At 66.7% G+C, this 19,245-nt stretch carries 14 protein-coding genes and 1 riboswitch; of the genes, 10 read left to right on the top strand and 4 right to left on the bottom strand.

Annotated elements, in window-relative coordinates; genetic code table 11:
* Positions 1-49 precede the first annotated feature (49 nt).
* From murG to ftsZ, 6 genes are all read left to right on the top strand, one after another.
* The gene (gene murG / locus CBY09_RS08925; protein ID WP_420807444.1) at positions 50-1,234 is read left to right on the top strand and encodes an undecaprenyldiphospho-muramoylpentapeptide beta-N-acetylglucosaminyltransferase; all 1,185 of its coding nucleotides are present in this window, start codon (positions 50-52) and stop codon (positions 1,232-1,234) included.
* Complete coding sequence (gene murC / locus CBY09_RS08920; RefSeq protein ID WP_094288645.1) at positions 1,231-2,664, top strand: UDP-N-acetylmuramate--L-alanine ligase; 1,434 nt, start codon at positions 1,231-1,233, stop codon at positions 2,662-2,664. The genes murG and murC overlap by 4 nt, the downstream gene beginning before the upstream one ends.
* On the top strand, positions 2,661-3,650 hold the full coding sequence (locus tag CBY09_RS08915) for a D-alanine--D-alanine ligase (RefSeq protein ID WP_094288643.1): 990 nt from the start codon (positions 2,661-2,663) through the stop codon (positions 3,648-3,650). Before murC ends, CBY09_RS08915 begins: the two co-directional genes overlap by 4 nt.
* Complete coding sequence (locus CBY09_RS08910) at positions 3,650-4,468, top strand: cell division protein FtsQ/DivIB (RefSeq protein ID WP_094288641.1); 819 nt, start codon at positions 3,650-3,652, stop codon at positions 4,466-4,468. Before CBY09_RS08915 ends, CBY09_RS08910 begins: the two co-directional genes overlap by 1 nt.
* Positions 4,469-4,575: 107 nt before the next feature.
* Positions 4,576-5,805, top strand: a complete 1,230-nt coding sequence (gene ftsA, locus CBY09_RS08905; protein ID WP_063460085.1) for a cell division protein FtsA — start codon at positions 4,576-4,578, stop codon at positions 5,803-5,805.
* A gap of 151 nt (positions 5,806-5,956) precedes the next feature.
* Positions 5,957-7,198: a cell division protein FtsZ gene (gene ftsZ / locus CBY09_RS08900; protein WP_094288639.1), complete on the top strand. Its 1,242-nt coding sequence runs from the start codon at positions 5,957-5,959 to the stop codon at positions 7,196-7,198.
* A gap of 180 nt (positions 7,199-7,378) precedes the next feature.
* On the opposite strand, the gene CBY09_RS08895 is transcribed toward ftsZ, so the two are convergent.
* A complete protein-coding gene (locus CBY09_RS08895) occupies positions 7,379-9,160 on the bottom strand; it encodes a methyl-accepting chemotaxis protein (protein ID WP_094288637.1) in 1,782 nt (593 codons plus the stop codon).
* Between the two features lie 219 nt (positions 9,161-9,379).
* On the opposite strand from CBY09_RS08895, the gene lpxC reads away from it, so the two are divergent.
* From lpxC to CBY09_RS08880, 4 genes are all read left to right on the top strand, one after another.
* A complete protein-coding gene (gene lpxC, locus CBY09_RS08890) occupies positions 9,380-10,303 on the top strand; it encodes a UDP-3-O-acyl-N-acetylglucosamine deacetylase (RefSeq protein ID WP_094288635.1) in 924 nt (307 codons plus the stop codon).
* A gap of 7 nt (positions 10,304-10,310) precedes the next feature.
* Entirely contained in the window at positions 10,311-10,487 is a 177-nt protein-coding gene (locus CBY09_RS23850) for a hypothetical protein (protein WP_165773891.1), read from the top strand.
* A 50-nt stretch (positions 10,488-10,537) separates the two neighbouring features.
* A riboswitch (TPP riboswitch) is annotated at positions 10,538-10,661 on the top strand.
* A gap of 114 nt (positions 10,662-10,775) precedes the next feature.
* Positions 10,776-12,680, top strand: a complete 1,905-nt coding sequence (thiC, locus tag CBY09_RS08885) for a phosphomethylpyrimidine synthase ThiC (RefSeq protein ID WP_094288632.1) — start codon at positions 10,776-10,778, stop codon at positions 12,678-12,680.
* Positions 12,681-12,872: 192 nt separating this feature from the next.
* On the top strand, positions 12,873-14,507 hold the full coding sequence (locus CBY09_RS08880) for a methyl-accepting chemotaxis protein (RefSeq protein WP_094288630.1): 1,635 nt from the start codon (positions 12,873-12,875) through the stop codon (positions 14,505-14,507).
* Positions 14,508-14,726: 219 nt separating this feature from the next.
* On the opposite strand, the gene CBY09_RS08875 is transcribed toward CBY09_RS08880, so the two are convergent.
* Genes CBY09_RS08875 through gspN form a run of 3 tightly spaced genes read right to left on the bottom strand, consistent with a single transcriptional unit; the run spans position 14,727 to position 19,235 of the window.
* On the bottom strand, positions 14,727-16,115 hold the full coding sequence (locus CBY09_RS08875) for a GspE/PulE family protein (RefSeq protein ID WP_094288628.1): 1,389 nt from the start codon (positions 16,113-16,115) through the stop codon (positions 14,727-14,729).
* A gap of 14 nt (positions 16,116-16,129) precedes the next feature.
* Entirely contained in the window at positions 16,130-18,403 is a 2,274-nt protein-coding gene (gene gspD, locus CBY09_RS08870; RefSeq protein WP_094288626.1) for a type II secretion system secretin GspD, read from the bottom strand.
* A gap of 4 nt (positions 18,404-18,407) precedes the next feature.
* Positions 18,408-19,235: a type II secretion system protein N gene (gspN, locus tag CBY09_RS08865; RefSeq protein ID WP_094289385.1), complete on the bottom strand. Its 828-nt coding sequence runs from the start codon at positions 19,233-19,235 to the stop codon at positions 18,408-18,410.
* Positions 19,236-19,245: the final 10 nt, after the last annotated feature.

Here is a 19,245-nt window from a genome sequence, read left to right as displayed (position 1 = left end):
GAAGTTTGTTTCATCAAAACAAGCTGCAGCAGCGTTTCAACGCTGCCGAATGCGGAGCATTCGATGCGCGGAGGCCGCGTATGAGAAGTTTGTTTCACAAAAACAAGCGGTGCATTGCGCAAGCAATGCCAGGCACGCAGTGCCTCATGAGGGGAGGTCGCGTATGAGCGCGCAGAAGACCGCCCTCATCATGGCCGGCGGCACCGGCGGCCACATCTTCCCCGGCCTTGCCGTGGCCGAAGAGCTGCGCGCACGTGGCTGGCGCGTGCACTGGCTGGGCGCGCCTGGCAGCATGGAGTCGCGCATCGTGCCGCAGCACGGTTTTGCGCTGGAACTCATCGATTTTTCGGGTGTGCGCGGCAAAGGCATCGCTACGCTGGCCCTGCTGCCGCTGCGCCTGCTGCGCGCGTTCTGGCAGGCGCTGCAGGTGGTGCGCCGCGTCAAGCCCGATGTGGTGGTGGGCCTGGGTGGCTACATCACCTTTCCGGGCGGGATGATGGGCGTGCTAGCGGGCAAGCCCCTGGTGCTGCACGAGCAGAACTCGGTGGCCGGCATGGCCAACAAGGTGCTGGCTGGAGTGGCCGACCGCGTGTTCACCGCCTTTCCCAATGTGTTCAAGCAGGGGCAGTGGGTGGGCAACCCGCTGCGCACCGCCTTCACGCAGCAGCCTGGCCCGGCCGAGCGGTTTGCGGGCCGCAGCGGCCCGCTGCGCCTGCTGGTGGTGGGGGGCAGCCTGGGCGCGCGTGCGCTCAACGAGATCGTGCCGCAGGCCGTGGCGTTGATGCCTGCCGAAAAACGGCCCACCGTGGTCCACCAGAGCGGCGCCACGCAGATCGACGCCTTGCGCGCCAACTATGCGGCGGCCGGGGTCGAGGCCGAATGCACGCCGTTCATCGACGACACGGCCAGCGCGTTTGCCACCGCCGACATCATCGTCTGCCGTGCCGGTGCCAGCACCGTGACCGAAATTGCCGCCGTGGGGGCCGCGTCCATTTTTGTGCCCTTCCCCTCGGCCGTGGACGACCACCAGACCACCAACGCGCAGTTCCTCGTGGATGCGGGCGGCGGCTGGCTGGTGCAGCAGCGCGACCTCACGCCCGAAGGGCTGTCGCAGATGCTATTGAATTTAGAGCGCTCCACGTTGGTGGATAGCGCGCAGAAGGCCAAAAACATGCAAAAAATCAACGCCACCCGCGAAGTGGTGACTGCCTGCGAGGAGTTGGCCCAACCATGAAACACGCCATTCGACATATCCATTTCGTAGGCCTGGGCGGCGCCGGCATGAGTGGCATTGCCGAAGTGCTGTTCAACCTGGGCTACCGCATCTCGGGCTCGGACCTGGCCGACAGCGCCACGCTGCGCCGCCTGCAGGGCCTGGGCATCCAGACCTGCCTGGGCCATGCTGCGGCGCACATCGACGGCGCGGATGCCGTGGTCACGTCCACCGCGGTCACACCCGACAACCCCGAAGTGCTGGCCGCACGCGAGAAGAAGATTCCCGTGGTGCCGCGCGCACTGATGCTGGCCGAGCTGATGCGCCTCAAGCAGGGCATTGCCATTGCGGGCACACACGGCAAGACCACCACCACGAGCCTCGTGACCAGCGTTCTGGCCGAGGCCGGGCTGGACCCGACCTTTGTGATCGGCGGCAAGCTCAACAGCGCGGGCGCCAATGCCAAGCTGGGCAGTGGCGACTACATCGTGGTCGAGGCCGATGAGTCCGACGCGTCGTTCCTGAACCTGCTGCCTGTGATGGCGGTGGTCACCAACATCGACGCCGACCACATGGAGACCTACGGCCACGACTTCGGCCGACTCAAGGGCGCGTTTGTCGATTTCCTGCACCGCATGCCGTTCTACGGCACGGCCATCCTGTGTGTGGACAGCCCTGCCGTGCGCGACATCCTGCAGAGCGTGACCTGCCCGATCACCAGCTACGGCTTCTCGGAAGACGCCCAGGTGCGCGCCATCAACGTGCGGGCCGAGGCAGGCCAGATGCGCTTCACGGTGCAGCGGCGCAACGGCGTCACGCTGCCCGACATGGAGATCGTGCTCAACCTCGCGGGCGAACACAACGTGCTCAATGCGCTGTCGGCCATTGCCGTGGCGGTGGAGCTGAACATCCCCGACGAAGCCGTGCAGCGCGCGCTGGCAGGCTTCAAGGGCGTGGGCCGGCGCTTCCAGAGCTATGGCGAACTGCCCGCGAAGGACGGCGGTACGTTCACCGTGATCGACGACTACGGCCACCACCCGGTGGAGATGGCCGCCACGCTGGCAGCTGCACGCGGTGCATTCCCGGGCCGCCGCCTGGTGCTGGCCTTTCAGCCGCACCGCTACAGCCGCACGCGCGACTGTTTCGAAGATTTTGTGAAGGTCATCGGCAACGCCGACGCCGTGCTGCTGACCGAAGTGTATGCAGCGGGCGAGGCGCCGGTGGTGGCGGCCGATGGCCGTTCGCTGGCGCGCGCGCTGCGCGTGGCGGGCCGGGTGGAGCCCGTATTCATCGACAACGTGGTCGACCTGCCCCAGGCCATCGCCGACAACGCCAAGGATGGCGACGTGGTGATGTGCATGGGGGCCGGCTCCATCGGTGCAGTGCCGGGCAAGGTGGTAGATTTGCTACAAAATAGTGAGCTTAAAGCGCTGAAGGGGAGCGCGGTATGACCTCTTTTGATTCCAATATTGATGTGAAATCCCTGGGCAAGGTGGCCGTGCTCATGGGCGGCGACTCGGCCGAGCGCGAGGTCTCGCTCATGTCGGGCAGCGGCGTGCTGCAGGCGCTGCGCTCGCGCGGGGTGGATGCCCATGCCTTCGACCCGGCGCAGAACGCGCTGGGCGACCTGAAGCGCGACGGCTATGCGCGCTGCTTCATCGCACTGCATGGTCGCCATGGCGAAGACGGCACGGTGCAGGGCGCGCTCGAACTGCTGGGTATCCCGTACACCGGCCCGGGCGTGATGGCGTCCAGCATCGCCATGGACAAGGTCATGACCAAGCGGGTGTGGCTGGCCGAGGGCCTGCCCACGCCCCGCTACGTGTGGCTGGCCCCCGACCGGCAGCAGCGCGAAGTGGTGCGTACCGTGCCCGATGAGCTGGGCCTGCCGCTCATCGTCAAACCGCCCCGCGAAGGATCGTCCATCGGCGTGACCAAGGTGCGCGGCTATTCGGACATGCAAGAGGCCGTGCAGCTGTCGGCCCGGTACGACCCCGACGTGTTGTGCGAGGAATTCATTGAGGGTGAAGAAGTCACCTGCCCCGTGCTGGGCCAGGGCGCCGGTGCCCGCGCGTTGCCGGTGATCCGCATCGTGGCGCCTGATGGTGCCTACGACTACCAGAACAAGTACTTCACCGACGATGTGAAGTACCAGTGCCCGAGCGGCCTGCCCGAAGCCGAGGAGCGCGAGATCCAGCGCATCGTGCTGGAGGCCTACCGCGCGCTTGGCTGCCGGGGCTGGGGCCGTGCCGACCTGATGATCCGCGCCAGCGACCGCAAGCCTTTCTTGCTGGAGATGAACACCTCGCCGGGCATGACGGGCCACTCGCTTGTGCCCATGTCGGCAAGGGCCTCGGGCATCAGCTACGAAGAACTGTGCCTGCGCATTCTGGCGAGCGCGGCATTGGATACGCCCGCAAGGCCAAAGGCTGTCTGATGACCAGCACCCTGCCCGCACCCCTGGACGTCAAGCTCATGAACCTGACCGCGTCGGTCCTGTTCGTGGGCTTCGCCCTGGCCGTGCTGGCAGCGGGGGCATGGTGGGTGCTGCGCTATCCGGGCTTTGCGATTGCGCGCATCGTGGTGCAGGGCGAGCTGGTGCACAACAACGCCGTCACGCTGCGGGCCAATGTGGGGCCGCACCTGGTGGGCAACTTCTTCACGGTGGACTTGCGCACCGCCCGCGAGGCCTTCGAGCAGGTTCCCTGGGTGCGCAGCGCCCAGGTGCGCCGTGTGTACCCCGCCAGCCTGCGGGTGGAGCTGCAGGAGCACGACGCTGTGGCGTTCTGGGGGCCGGAATCCGGCTCGGCCATGGTCAACAGCCACGGCGAGGTGTTCGAGGCCAACGTGGGCGATGTCGAGCAGGAGGGACTGCCGCGGCTGCTCGGCCCCCAGGGCTCATCTGCCGAGGCTCTGAAGATGGTGGGGCTGCTGCAGCCCGTTTTCCGGCCGCTGGGGCTGGAGGTGGAAGAGCTGGAGCTCACTGGCCGGGGTGGCTGGCGTGCGCGGCTGGACAGCGATGCCGTGGTGGAGCTGGGCGGTGGCACCCCCGAAGAGGTGGTGCAGCGCACGCAGCGGTTTGCGCGCACGCTGACCCAGGTGGCGGCGCAGTACGGGCGGCGTGTGGATGCGCTGGAGTCGGCCGACTTGCGCCACGCCGGGGGTTATGCGCTGCGGTTGCGGGGTGTCACCACGGTGATCCCGGACGCCGCAGGGGCCGTGGCCGGTGCCACCGGCGGTGTGCGCAGGAGGTGATGCGATGCAGTGCAGCAAGGCAACACAAAGTGCGGGGCAGGCCATCGGGCGGTTGAGCACGCGGTGGGATGGTCAGCGGGACAGAACAGAAAAGGGCAGAGGCTGATATGGCAAGAGAGTACAAAGACGTGGTGGTGGGGCTCGACATCGGCACGGCCAAGGTCATGGCCGTGGTGGCCGAGGTGCTGCCCGGGGGCGAGCTGAAACTGGCTGGCCTGGGCGTGGCGCCCAGCAACGGCCTCAAGCGTGGCGTGGTGGTGAACATCGACGCCACGGTGCAGAGCATCCAGCAGGCGCTGAAAGAAGCCGAGCTGATGGCCGACTGCAAGATCCAGCGCGTGTACACCGGCATCACCGGCAGCCATATCCGGGGGCTCAACTCCAGCGGCATGGTGGCGGTGAAGGACAAGGAAGTCACGTCCGCCGACGTGGCGCGTGTGGTCGAAACCGCCAAGGCCATCAACATCAGCAGCGACCAGCGCCTGCTGCTGGTGGAGCCGCAAGAGTTTGTGATCGACGGGCAGGATGTGAAGGAACCCATCGGCATGAGCGGCATCCGCCTCGAAGCCAAGATCCACATCGTGACCGGCGCGCAGAGCGCGGCCGAGAACATCATCAAGTGCGTGCGCCGTTGCGGCCTGGAGGTCGAGCAGCTCATGCTGAACCCGCTGGCCAGCAGCCAGGCCGTGCTGACCGACGACGAGCGCGAGCTGGGTGTGGTGGTGGTGGACATCGGCGCGGGTACGACCGACGTGGCCATCTTTACAGGCGGCGCGATCCGCCACACTGCGGTGATCCCGATTGCGGGCGATCTCATCACCAGCGACATCGCCATGGCGCTGCGCACCCCCACCAAGGACGCCGAAGACATCAAGGTCGAAAGCGGCTATGCCAAGCAATTGCTGGCCGACCCCGAGGCGCAGGTGGAAGTGCCGGGCCTGGGCGACCGCAGCCCGCGCATGCTGAGCAAGCAGGCGCTGGCCGGTGTGATTGAGCCGCGCGTGGAAGAAATCTTCTCGCTCGTGCAGCAGGTGGTGCGCGAGTCGGGCTACGAAGAAGTGTTGTCGTCGGGCATCGTGCTCACGGGCGGCAGCTCGGTGATGCCCGGCATGATCGAACTGGGCGAGGACATCTTCCTCAAGCCCGTGCGGCGGGGCATTCCCAAGTATTCCAGCGCGCTGGCGGACATGGTGGCCCAGCCCCGTGCGGCCACGGTCATGGGGCTCCTGGAAGAAGCCCGGCTGGCGCGCCTGCGCGGCTTCAAGGTGGCGCAAAAGAGCGGGTCCATGAAGACTGCGTTCGGGCGCTTTAAAGATTTCATCGTGGGGAATTTCTGACCATGAAATACCCACTCTGGCTGGCGCGAGGGAGTCCCCATCAAACGCCGCGTGAGCGATGGCGATGTACAGGACCGCCACGCTCTCCCGTACCCGGTACCCCAACCCCCATTTGGCAATTGCATACGAATTTAGAAACAGGAGCTCCAAGATGACCATCGAAATGATCGAAGCCGAAGAATTCAACCAGGGCACCCAGATCAAGGTGATCGGCGTGGGCGGCGGCGGCAGCAATGCCGTCGAGCACATGATCTCGCGCAGCGTGCAGGGCGTGGAGTTTGTCAGTGCCAACACCGACGCGCAGGCGCTCACGCGCAGCTCGGCCCACCGGGTCATCCAGCTGGGCAACAGTGGCCTGGGTGCAGGCGGCAAGCCTGAAAAGGCCCGCGATGCCGCTGAAGCTGGAGTGGAAGACATCCGCGACGCCATCTCGGGCGCGCACATGCTGTTCATTACGGCGGGCATGGGTGGTGGCACGGGCACCGGGGCAGCCCCGGTGATCGCGCGCATCGCCAAGGAAATGGGCATCCTGACCGTGGGTGTGGTCACCAAGCCGTTCGACTGGGAAGGCGGCCGCCGCATGAAGAACGCGGACGAAGGCCTGGCCGAGCTCGAAGCCAATGTGGACTCGCTGATCGTGGTGCTCAACGAGAAGCTGCTCGATGTGCTGGGCGACGACATCACCCAGGACGAGGCCTTTGCGCACGCCAACGACGTGCTCAAGAACGCCGTGGGCGGCATCGCTGAAATCATCAACGAGTACGGCCAGGTGAACGTGGACTTCGAAGACGTGCGCACCGTGATGGGCGAGCCCGGCAAGGCCATGATGGGCACGGCCACGGCCAGCGGCCCGGACCGTGCGCGCATCGCCGCCGAGCAGGCCATCGCCTGCCCGCTGCTCGAAGGCATCGACCTGTCGGGCGCCAAGGGCGTGCTGGTGCTGGTCACGGCGAGCAAGGGCAGCCTCAAGCTGTCCGAGTCGCGCCAGGCCATGAACACCATCAACGCCTATGCATCGACCGACGCACATGTGATCTTCGGTGCGGCCTACGACGAAACCCTGGGCGACGAGATCCGCGTGACCGTGGTGGCCACGGGCCTGTCGCGCGCCAATGCGCGCCGCCAGCCTATCTCGGTGGTGCAGGGCGGCCTGCGCACGGGCACGGACAACATGGCCTACCAGATGCCCGTGGCGGGTGTGGGCACGATGGGCGGCGCCGTGGGCGTGCAAGGTGGTCATGCAGGCAGTGCGCAGGCCGACTACGGCAGCATGTCGGTGCCCAGCGTGTGGCGCACCAACCGCACGCAGGCAGCAGCCCGCGTGGATGCCCTGTCGTCCGGCGGCATGGATGACCTGGAGATCCCGGCCTTCCTGCGCAAGCAAGCCGACTGATTGGTGGGCTGCGGCTCCGGTGCTTCCGGGGCTGAGCAAGCCTCCATCAAAAAACCCTGCCAGCTCACGCTGGCAGGGTTTTTCTTTTGGTGGCGGCGGGATGGATGCGGTGGCTGGCTTTGCGGGGGCGAAGGCACCCGCGCGGCGAAGTCATTGCTTCAGCCGTTCAATATCAGACCTTTAAAAGGATTCCCAGTCGTCGTTGTTGTCTGCTGCGGGCTTGGGGCTGCTGGCCTTGGGCGGCAGGGCCGCTGCCGGTTTGGGCGCCGAGGCTGCGGGGCGCGCTGCCGGGGCTTTGGCCAGGGCCGGGCGGGGCGCGGCGGCACGCACGGCAGGGGCGGTTGCTGGGGGCCGGGGCGCGGGCGCGGGGCGGCTGGCTGGAGCGGGGGCCGCCGTGCTGCCATTCACGCGGAACAGCGCCACCACCTGGGTGAGCTTCATGGCCTGCTCGCGCAGGCTGTCGGCGGCTGCAGCAGACTGCTCCACCAGCGCCGAATTCTGCTGCGTCATCTGGTCCAGCTGGTTCACGGCGGTGTTGACCTGGGCAATGCCCTGGCTCTGCTCGGAAGTGGCCGAGCGGATCTCTCCAATGATGTCCGTCACGCGTTGCACGCTGTCCACGATCTCGGTCATGGTGGCGCCTGCGTTGCCCACCAGCTGCGTGCCCGATGCGACCTTTTCCACAGACGCATCGATCAGGGCCTTGATCTCCTTGGCGGCTGCGGCGCTGCGCTGGGCCAGGCTGCGCACCTCGCTAGCGACCACAGCAAAACCGCGCCCCTGTTCGCCTGCGCGGGCGGCCTCGACGGCGGCGTTGAGCGCCAGGATGTTGGTCTGGAACGCGATGCCGTCGATCACGCCGATGATGTCGCTGATCTTGTTGCTGCTGGCGTTGATGTCCTGCATGGTGGACACCACGCGGGACACGACCTCGCCGCCCCGTGCCGCCACGGCGGCAGCGGATGTCGCCATCTGGTTGGCGGTCTGCGCCGAGTCCGAGGTCTGCTTGACGGTGCTGGTCAGCTCTTCCATGCTGCTGGCCGTGGTCTGCAGGTTGCTGGCCGTGTCTTCGGTGCGGTGGGCCAGGTCGTTGTTGCCCTGGGCAATTTCGCCCGACGCCGTGGCAATGCTGTCCGTGGCAGACCGCACTTCGGTGACCAGCTTGCGCAGCGAGGTGACCATGTGGGCCAGGCCGTCGAGCATCGAGCCCGGATGGGAGGTCGGGATCTGCGCATCCAGGTTCCCTTCGGCCACTTCCTGCATGATGGCGATGGCCTCGGTGGGCTCGCCACCGATCTGGCGCAGCACCGAGCGCGACACGATCAGGCCGATGGCTCCCACCACCAGGAACACCACCACCACCAGCGCCAGGCTGGACCACAGGGCCTTTTGCAGCAGGACATCCACGTCATCGGTGTACAGGCCCGAGCCCACCATCCAGTTCCATCCTTCCACCCGCACGATGTACTGCAGCTTGGGCACGGCCGTGGTCTGGCCGGGGCGGGCAAACATGGTGGGCACAAACGCCTTGCCATCCTTGCTGCTGCGCATGCCGTTCACAAGCAGGCCGATGATGTCCACGCCCGATCCGTCCTTGACCTTGCCCAGCATGTCCTGCCCATCCCATTCGGGCTTGAAGGGGTGCATCACCCCCACGCCTTCGGTGGTCCAGATATAGAAGTACTCGGTTTTGCCCTCGGGGCCACCGTAGCGCGCCAGGCGCAGGGCCTCCTTGGCGGCCTTCTGGGCTTCTTCCTGCGGCATGGCGCCGCTGGCAGCCTTGGCCTGGTAGGCCGCCACGATGCTGTGGGCGGACTGGACGGCTGTGGTCAGCAGGTCTTTGCGCGATTCACTGATGAGCCGGCGCTCCTGCAGCAGGGACATGATGGCCATGATCAGCAGCGCAGCAAGTGCGGTGCCGATCATGAGCATGATTTTCATTTTGAAGCTGAGCTTGCTCATGGTGTGCTTTCTCCGGTGGGGCGGCGTCTGTCGGTCTCTGTAGGCTGTCACTTTGTATTTGCAGGGTGCGCCGGGGCGCTGCCGCCAGAGGATTGTGCGGCGAAGGCCGGGCCGGGCGCAGTAGGTGAAAACGCTGCGGTAGCTCTACCTACCCGGCACGCGCGAGCGCGCAAAACCTCAGTGTGTGCGGGGCAGGGGGGCAGAAACTAAAATGCGCGGATGCTCCAGCAACGCACCCTCAAGACATTGACCCGCGCCGTCGGCGTCGGACTGCACAGCGGCCAGCGGGTCGAACTGACGCTGCGCCCGGCCCAGCCGGACACCGGCATCGTCTTCCGCCGGGTGGACCTGCCCCAGCCCGTGGACATTCCGATCCGGGCCGAGGCCGTCACGGACACGCGGCTGGCCTCCACCATCGCGGTGGGCAACGCCAAGGTGCACACGGTGGAGCACCTGATGTCGGCCTGCGCGGGCCTGGGGCTCGACAACCTGTATGTGGACATCACGGCCGAAGAGGTCCCTATCCTCGACGGGTCTTCGGCTTCGTTTGTGTTCCTGCTGCAAAGCGCCGGGGTGGAGTTGCAGAACGCCCCCAAGCGTTTTATCCGCGTCACCCGGCCCGTGGAGGTGCGCGAGGGTGAAGGCGCCAACGCCAAGTGGGCGCGCCTCACGCCGTACCACGGCTACAAGCTCAGCTTTGAAATCGACTTTGACCACCCGGCCGTGGATTCGACCGGCCAGCGCGTGGAGTTTGACCTGGGCAAGGGCAACTACAGCCGCGACATCGCCCGCGCCCGCACCTTCGGCTTCACACGCGATGTGGAAATGATGCGCTCCAACGGCCTGGCGCTGGGCGGCGGGCTGGACAACGCCATCGTGATGGACGACTACAAGGTGCTCAACAGCGACGGCCTGCGTTACGACGACGAGTTTGTGAAGCACAAGATCCTGGACGCCATGGGCGATCTGTACCTCATTGGCAAGCCCCTGCTGGCGGCCTACAGCGCGTTCCGGTCGGGCCACGCCATGAACAACCTGCTGCTGCGCGAGCTGCTGGCCCAGCGCGATGCCTGGGAGGTGGTCACCTTCGAGGACGAACGCCAGGCCCCCACCGGTTTTGCGCAGCCCGTGCGCGCCTGGTAGTGCTGCGATGCTGATCTTCCGCTGGCTGGCCATGCTGCTGCTTCTGGCGGCGGCCGTGTCGTTTGCGTTTTATGCCGGTACCGGGCAGGCGCGCTACAAGCGCCTGGGGCTGGTCATCCTCAAATGGACGGTGATTGCGACCGTCTTCTTCTTTGCAGTGATCTTCATTGGCCGCCTAGCCTGATGCCCTGATGCGGGTGCTTTGCCACCCCGGTTTTCCTCTGCCCTATACTCGCGCCTGCTCCGGGGTGTGCTGATGCGCTGAGATGCAAGGGTCCTGAAGGAATTCAGGCGAGCTTGCGAACCCGACGAACTTGATCCGGTTCATACCGGCGGAAGAAGAGCCGACCTCCTTGTCCCCGTGCCCGCAATTTTTGCTGGCACGCCATGCCCCAGGCGCTGCCGTACCTGGGGGGCGCACAGGTCCATTCCGGAGCAGACCCCACCGCCACCGGAACCAGGAGACCTGCCCATGAACGCCCCCGATCCCCACGCCAAGCTCGCCGCCCCTGAAAAGTTTGCCGAGCTGCTGGCACGCACACGCGAACCTTTTCCTGCATCGCGCAAGGCCTATATCCCCGGCCAGTTGCACACCGACCTGCGCGTGCCCGTGCGCGACATCGCGCTCACCAACGGCGAGCTGGTCAGCGTGTACGACACCTCCGGCCCTTACACCGACCCTGAAGCCGTGATCGATGTGCGCCAGGGCCTGGCCAGTGTGCGCGGCGGCTGGATCACCGGCCGTGGCGACGTGGAGCACTACGAAGGCCGTGCCCCCGTGGCGCTGGACGATGGCCAGAAGAGCGAAGACGCCGCCCGCCTGGCTCAGTTGCGTGCCGAGGCCGCAGCCCTGCAGCGCAAGCCCCTGCGCGCCAAGGCCGGTGCCAACGTCACGCAGATGCACTACGCCAAGAAGGGCATCATCACCCCCGAGATGGAATACGTGGCCCTCCGCGAAAACGGCAAGCGCGAATGGATGGAGCAGTACATGGCCGATGCAGGCCGTGAGCAGCGCCTGATGGGCAACCCGATGGGTGCGAGCATCCCGCGCATCATCACCCCCGAATTCGTGCGCGACGAAGTGGCCCGGGGCCGCGCCATCATCCCCGCCAACATCAACCACCCCGAGGTGGAGCCGATGGCGATTGGTCGCAACTTCCTGGTCAAGATCAACGCCAACATCGGCAACTCGGCTGTCACGTCCAGCATTGAAGAGGAAGTGGAAAAGCTCGTGTGGGCGATCCGCTGGGGTGCCGACAACGTGATGGACCTGTCCACCGGCAAGAACATCCACACCACACGCGACTGGATCGTGCGCAACTCGCCCGTGCCCATCGGCACCGTGCCGATCTATCAGGCACTTGAAAAGGTGGGCGGCGTGGCCGAAGACCTGACCTGGGAGATCTTCCGCGACACGCTGATCGAGCAGGCCGAGCAGGGCGTGGACTACTTCACCATCCACGCCGGTGTGCGCCTGGCCTACATCCACCTCACGGCGCAGCGGCGCACGGGCATCGTCTCGCGCGGCGGCTCCATCATGGCCAAGTGGTGCATGGCACACCACCGCGAGAGCTTCCTGTACGAGCACTTCGAGGACATCTGCGACATCATGAAGGCGTACGACGTGTCGTTCAGCCTGGGCGATGGCCTGCGCCCCGGCTGCGCATCGGACGCCAATGACGAAGCGCAGTTTGCCGAGCTGCACACGCTGGGCGAGCTGACCCAATTGGCCTGGAAGCACGACGTGCAGACCATGATCGAAGGCCCTGGCCACGTGCCCATGCACATGATCCAGGCCAACATGACCGAGCAGCTCAAGACCTGTCACGAAGCGCCGTTCTACACCCTGGGCCCGCTGACCATCGACATCGCCCCCGGCTACGACCACATCGCCAGCGCGATTGGCGCAGCCATGATCGGCTGGATGGGCACGGCCATGCTGTGCTACGTGACGCCCAAGGAGCACCTGGGCCTGCCCGACCGTGACGACGTGAAGCAGGGCATCATTGCCTACAAGATCGCGGCCCATGCGGCCGACGTGGCGAAGGGCCACCCCGGCGCCCGCTCGCGTGACGATGCGCTCAGCCAGGCGCGCTTCGACTTCCGCTGGCAGGACCAGTTCAACCTGGGCCTGGACCCCGAGACGGCCAAGGAGTACCACGACGAGACGCTGCCCAAGGACTCGGCCAAGGTGGCGCATTTCTGCTCCATGTGCGGACCCAAGTTCTGCTCGATGAAGATCACGCAGGAAGTGCGCGACTTCGCCAAGCAGAAGGGCGTGGCAGAGGCCGATGCGCTGGCCCAGGGCATGGAGTCCAAGGCGGCGGAGTTCCAGCGCGGCGGCGGCGAACTCTACATTCCCCTCAAGCCCGTCTGAACGGCTGGATAAGAGCGGCTACTGGCCCCGTGGTTTCCCTACAAAAGGGCCATGGGGCCGTGCTTACCCTGTGCGGCGGGGGCGGCGGCTGGGCCTATATTTCCCCCAACGTCCGGCCCAGAAGGCCGGTTGGTGGGTGTGGCACCAAATTTGCTATGCTGGGTAGTCTGTTAAAAATTGTAAGGAAGAGCCATGAATGCTCTCGGCCGCTTCTCCATCCGCACGCGTCTCTATTTCGGAACCGTCTTTTCCCTGATTCTTCTGGTCGTCATTGGTGCGATGGGTTATGTGGCCCTGGACCGCACGCGTGGCACGCTGCAGGTGCTGTTCTCCGAGCGGGTGCAGACGCTGACCGACATGTCCGAGCTGCGCACCACCCTGGGTGACCTCCGCCGGACCGAAAAAGACATCATCATCAATTTCAACAACTCGGTCGAGGTGTCTGCCCTGCGCGAGTCCTGGGCCAAGACCCTGGCTTCGCTGCGCAAGAGCCTGGCCGAGGTGCGGCAGGTGCAGTCGGGCGACGCGGCGTTTGTGGCCTCCATCGACAAGTCGCTGGACGAGATCAAGCAGTACGAAACCGGCATCTCCCCCATCTTCGAGAAGATCGAGGGTGCGCAGCTGGACGGTGCCGGCGGCGGGGCCTATGCCGACCGCCTCAAGGTGCACATGGAGGCCACCGACAAGCTGTTCTCCAGCCTGGCCAGCTCGGCCCGCACGCAGATGGACGAAGCCCGTGCGGGCGTCGAGTCGCGCACCTCCACCATGTCGGCGCTGATCGGCATCGGGCTGGTGCTGGGGCTGGCGGTGCTGATCCCGCTCACCTTCTTCAGCGTGCGCTCCATCACCAAGTCGTTGGGCCAAGCCCAGGAACTGGCCGAACGCATCGCCAGCGGCGATCTGTCGCGCGATGTGGCGCCCATGAACCAGGATGAGGTGGGCCAGCTGGTGGGTGCCATGGGCCGCATGCAGGATGCGTTGCGCAGCCTGGTGCGCGAAGTGCAGGATGCAGCGGGCAACATCTCCACGGCCAGCTCCGAGATTGCCAGTGGCAACCACGACCTGAGCCACCGCACCGAGCAGACGGCCGCCAACCTCGAAGAAACCGCCTCGTCGATGGAAGTGCTGACCAGCACGGTGCAGCAAAGCGCCCAGTCATCGCGCCAAGCCAGCGACTTCGCCTCATCGGCCGCCGAAGTGGCTGCGCGTGGCGGCGCCGTGGTGTCGCAGGTGGTGACCACCATGGACCAGATCACCACCAGCTCGCGCAAGATTGCCGACATCACGGGCGTGATCGACTCCATCGCTTTTCAGACCAACATCCTCGCGCTCAACGCCGCCGTGGAGGCCGCACGCGCGGGTGAGCAGGGCCGCGGTTTTGCGGTGGTGGCCAGCGAAGTGCGCAACCTCGCGCAGCGCAGCGCCGAGGCGGCCAAGGAGATCAAGGGCCTGATCGGTTCGTCGGTGGAGCGGGTGGAAGACGGCTCGCGCCTGGTGAGCCAGGCGGGCCAGACCATGACCGAGATCGTGAGCAGCGTGCGCCGCGTGTCGGACATCATTGCCGAGATCACCGCCTCGTCGGCCGAGCAAAGCGACAACATCGGCCAGATCAGCCAGTCGGTCACCCAGCTTGACCAGATGACGCAGCAGAACGCGGCGCTGGTGGAGGAGTCCACGGCCGCGTCCGAATCCCTCAGGGAGCAGGCGCACCACCTGACCAATGCGGTCAGCCAGTTCAAGCTGCAGGATGGCGCCTCTGTGGCGTTCGAAATGACCGCAGCCCCAGCGGCCCCGGTGGGGCACCGGCCTGCGCTGCAGATCCGGTAGTTTTTGGGTTTGAGGTATTCAGGCCACTAGCGCTTATCCATCAAGCGCTAGCAGCTATCAAAGCGATAGCGAAGGGCGCATGGCTGGTGAAACCGGCGCGGCCCAGGCCAGCGCCCCCGTGCAAGGGCCGCCCCGCTGCACCGGGGGCGTCCCCCTCCCGACTTGCGCAGCAAGGCGAGAGAGGGGGAAGGCGCGAAGCGACTCAGGGGGTGTTTCACTTCAATCCCGCGTCACCCGCAGCACTTCTTCGCGGCTGGTGATGCCCGCCGCAATCAGGCGCTCGCCATCTTCGCGCATCAGGGCCATGCCATCGGCCATGGCGGCGGCGCGGATGTCGGCCTCGGAGGCCTGGTTGTGGATCTGTGCGCGAATGGCGTCGTTCGTCACCAGCAGCTCGAACACGCCCGTGCGGCCCGCGTAGCCCGTGTGGCCGCAGGCATCGCAGCCCGCACCGTGGCAGTGGGTGCAGTATTTGCGCACCAGCCGCTGGGCCAGCACGCCCAGCAAGGAAGACGACAGCAGGAAGGGCTCCACGCCCATGTCGGTCAGGCGCGTGACGGCGCTGGCGGCGTCGTTGGTGTGCAGCGTGGCCAGCACTAGGTGGCCCGTCAGTGAGGCCTGGATGGCGATCTGCGCGGTCTCGAAGTCGCGGATTTCGCCGATCATGATGATGTCCGGGTCCTGGCGCAGGATGGCGCGCAGGGCCTTGGCGAAGGTCAGGTCGATCTTGCTGTTGACCTGCGTCTGGCCCACGCCCGGCAGCTCGTATTCGATGGGGTCTTCCACCGTCATGATGTTGTTGCGCGTGGCGTCCAGCCGCCCCAGGCCCGCATACAGCGTGGTAGTCTTGCCCGAGCCCGTGGGCCCGGTCACCAGGATGATGCCGTGTGGCTGGCTGATCAGGCCCTCGAAGCGCTGCAGCGTGTCACCCTGCATGCCCACGGATTCCAGGCTGAGCTTGCTTTCGCTTTTGTCCAGCAGGCGCAGCACCGCGCGTTCGCCATGGGCGCTGGGCAGGGTGGACACGCGCACGTCGATGGCGCGGGTGCCCAGGCGCAGGCTGATGCGGCCGTCCTGTGGCAGGCGCTTTTCGCTGATGTCCAGATCGGCCATGATCTTCAGGCGCGAGATCAGGGCGGCGTGCAGTGCGCGGTTGGGTTGCACCACCTCGCGCAGCGTGCCGTCCACCCGAAAGCGCACGCTCGAATGCCGCTCGTAGGGCTCGATGTGGATGTCGCTTGCGCCGTCGCGCGCCGCCTGCGTGAGTAGCGCGTTGAGCATGCGGATGATGGGCGCATCGCCTGCCGACTCCAGCAAGTCCTCGACGGCGGGCAGCTCCTGCATCATGCGCGAGAGGTCGGCATCGCTCTCGACCTCGCTGACCACCGTGGCGGCGCTCGATTCGCTGTGCGAGTAGGCCGCGCTGATGCGCTGGGCCAGGCCGGGGGCATCGAGCGGCAGCAACTGCTGCACGGGGTGCTTGCGCAGCACCTCGGACAGCGCACCCGCGTCGGGGCTGGGGCCATGCCACAGCACAAGCTGGTGGCCGTCATCCTCCAGCAGCAGCTGGGCCGTGCGGGCAAAGGCGTAGGGCAGGGGGTGGCGCATGCGTCGTGGCCCCTTCAGCGTGGCGAGGCCTCAGGGGGCAAAGGAGCCAGGGGCTGGGCGGGTGCGGTGCCACCGGCGGGTTCAGCGCGCGGGGGGAGCGCTGGCAGGATCGGTGCGCCGGACACAGACTTCATCACTACGCTGGCGGGAGGTTGCGTGGTTTGTTGCAGAGCACGGATCGCCTCGTAGCGGTCGGCCATCAGCGCTTCGCTGGTCGCAGCATCGCGCACCACAATGGGGCGCAGGAACACCATCAGGTTGGTCTTGTTGCGCGACCGGTTCTCGCTGCGGAACAGACCGCCCACCACGGGCAGATCACCCATCACCGGCACCTTGTCCTGGCCCTGTGAATAACTGTCCTCCAGCAGGCCGCCGATCACGATGATGCTGCCATCGTCCACCACCACGTTCGATTCGATGGATCGCTTGCTGGTGGTGGGGCCGTTGGCGTTGCTGAGGGTCGCGGAGTCGATCTTGGAGACCTCCTGGTAGATCGCCATCTTCACCGTGCCGTTCTCGCTGATCTGCGGGCGAACCTTGAGCATCAGGCCCACGTCCTTGCGCTCCACAGTGGTGAACGGGTTGACCGTGCTGCTGCCAGAGCTGTTGGCGTAAGAGCCCGTCACAAAGGGCACGTTGTTGCCGATGATGATGCGCGCCTCTTCGTTGTCCAGCGTCATCAGGTTGGGGGTGGAGAGCACGTTGGCATCGCCGCTGTTTTGCAGGAAGTTGGCCAGCGCACCCAGGTAGTACTGGCCATTGATGCGTGGTGCGAGGGCCAGGTTCAGGCCGTTGCCCAAGCCGCTGTTGCCGGTGAGCGCGGTGTAATTGCCCGTGGCCAGCGCGGCGGTGGCATTTAGGATATTCATGCCCGCCTGGCCCGAGTTGGAGCCAATCACGCCAATCGTGCCGTCGCCTTGCTTGCCCAGCAGGCCTTGCCACTGGATGCCGAACTCAGCCACCTTGTTGGCAGAGACTTCCACGATCAGACTCTCCACGAGAACCTGCGCGCGGCGGCCGTCGAGCTTGTCGATCACGGCGCGCAGCTGGCGATACAGCGGCTCGGGGGCCGTGATGATGAGCGAGTTGGTGGTGGGGTCGGCCTGGATCAGGCCGCCCGTGGAGGGCTGGTTGTTGTTGGTGGCGCTGGTGCCCATGGCGCTGCTGCCAGAACCGAGCCCGCTGTTGCTGCCGGAGCCCGACAGGCCGCTGCCCGTGGACAGCATGTTGCCACTGCTGCCACCGCCGCTCAGGCCCGTGCTGGGGGCTGCGGCGGCCGGGCTGCCGCCACCACCGGCCCCGGTAGCGCTGCCCGTGCCCATGGCCGCCATGGCCGCGCGCAGGGTGGTGGCGAGCTTGGTGGCATCGGCGTTCTTGAGGTAGACCACATGGATGTTGCCGCTGGCGGCGCTGCTGCCTGGCACGGGCGGCTGGTCCAGCCGGTCCACCAGCGCGCGCACCTGGGCCACGCGGGCCGGGTTGGCTGCGCGCAGGATGAGCGAGTTGCTGCGCGGCTCGGCGATCAGCGTGGTCTTGAACGAGGTGTCAGCCTGGCCGGGCGTGGCGGCGGGCGCACTGCCACCGTCGATCAGGCGGGCCACCAGGGGCGCCATGTCGGCGGCGATGGCGTTGCGCAGCGGAATCACTTCCACGTCGCTGGCGTTGGAGACATCCATGGCTGCCACGATGCGCGCCAGGCGCTGCAGGTTGTCGGCGTAGTCGGTGATCACCAGCGAGTTGTTGCCGGGGTTCACGTTGATGGTGTTGTTGGGGCTGATGAGTGGGCGCAGCACCGGCACCAGGTTGGCCGCGTTCTCGAAGTTGAGCTTGAAGATCTGCGTGACGATCTGCCCACCGCTGGGCGCGTTGCCGCTGCTGCCCTGCACCACGCTCACGTTGCCGCCTTGCAGCTTGGCGTCGGCCTCGGGCACCACCTTGTACAGGCCTGCGGCCTCAACCACCGTGAAGCCCTGCAGGCGCAGCGCGGCCAGGAACTGCTGGAACGCAGCCGCGGGGGTGACGGCGCGTTCGGTCACCAGGTTGAGCTGGCCTTTCACGCGCGGGTCCACCACCACGTTGCGGCCGGTGATGGTGGCCATGGTGCGCGCCACGGCCTCGATCTCGGCGTTGGCGAAGTTCAGCGTGACGGGTTCGCTCGGGCGCACGCTGCCAGTGCGGGTGTCGATCGCAGTTTGGGCAATAATTTGGCCGCTGCCGCCCGCTAGTAAAGCACTTGCAGCTATTGTTTTGAGAGCAAAACGCAGGCGTGGAGACAACAAGGAGGTCATAGATTCAACCCACGGTAATGATGGAGCGCGCGCCATTGCGCCGTCCGATGATGTTCAGAAGATTCGACAGGGCGGCCTCGCGCTCGGGGGCGGCGCTGGCCTCGCCCGCAAACCGCAGGCGTTGGCCCACCCACTGGCCCGTGCCGCTGAGCTGCAGCGCGCCGTCCAGGGTGCTGAGCGTGAGGGTCGGCGCTTCGCCGCCTTGCAGGGCCAGCCGGTAGCTGCCCATGGGGCGCAGTGTGGACAGGCGCGACGACATGGCGCGTGCATCCAGCTGCGCCTGGCCCGACAGCAGCATGCGGCCCGCTGCCCAGCGCAGGGCAAGCGCCTGGGTCTGCAGGGCCAGCTGGCCCTGGGGCTGCAGCGTGTTCCAGGGGGTGCCCAGGCCCGCCAGCAGCGCGGCCGGCCACTGGCTCTGGCCGTCGGCCACCTTCAGGGTCATGCCCGCCCAGCTTGCCTGCACCCGGGCCTGCAAGGGGGCGGGGGTGCAGCAGGCGGCGTGCAGCTGCACGCGCAGGCCATCGAAGTTGGGGCGCAGCTGCCAGTCCACGCGGCCGGGCAGGGCGGCGCTGTCGCGGCTGGCGGCGCCACCGGTCAGCACCAGCTGGGCCGAGCCGGTCCAGACCGTGCCGCGTGCCTGCAGCAGCTGCACCTGCCCCTGGGTGGCGCGTGCCACGCCGCTGGCCAGCCAGTGCGCGGGCGCAAACGCGACCACGGCGGGCAGCACACCGGCTACGGCGCCCACCAGGGCCCAGCCCCAGGCGGGGCGGGGGGCGGCGGCCGTGGCCGTGCGGCCTCGGGGGTTGCGGTGCGTGCGTGGGGATCGGTTCACAGTGGCGGGG

This window comes from Acidovorax kalamii (assembly GCF_002245625.1).
Taxonomy (GTDB): Bacteria; Pseudomonadota; Gammaproteobacteria; order Burkholderiales; family Burkholderiaceae_C; genus Acidovorax; species Acidovorax kalamii.
Note: the sequence above shows the minus strand (reverse complement) of the source record. Positions and strands in the feature narration are given on the sequence as shown.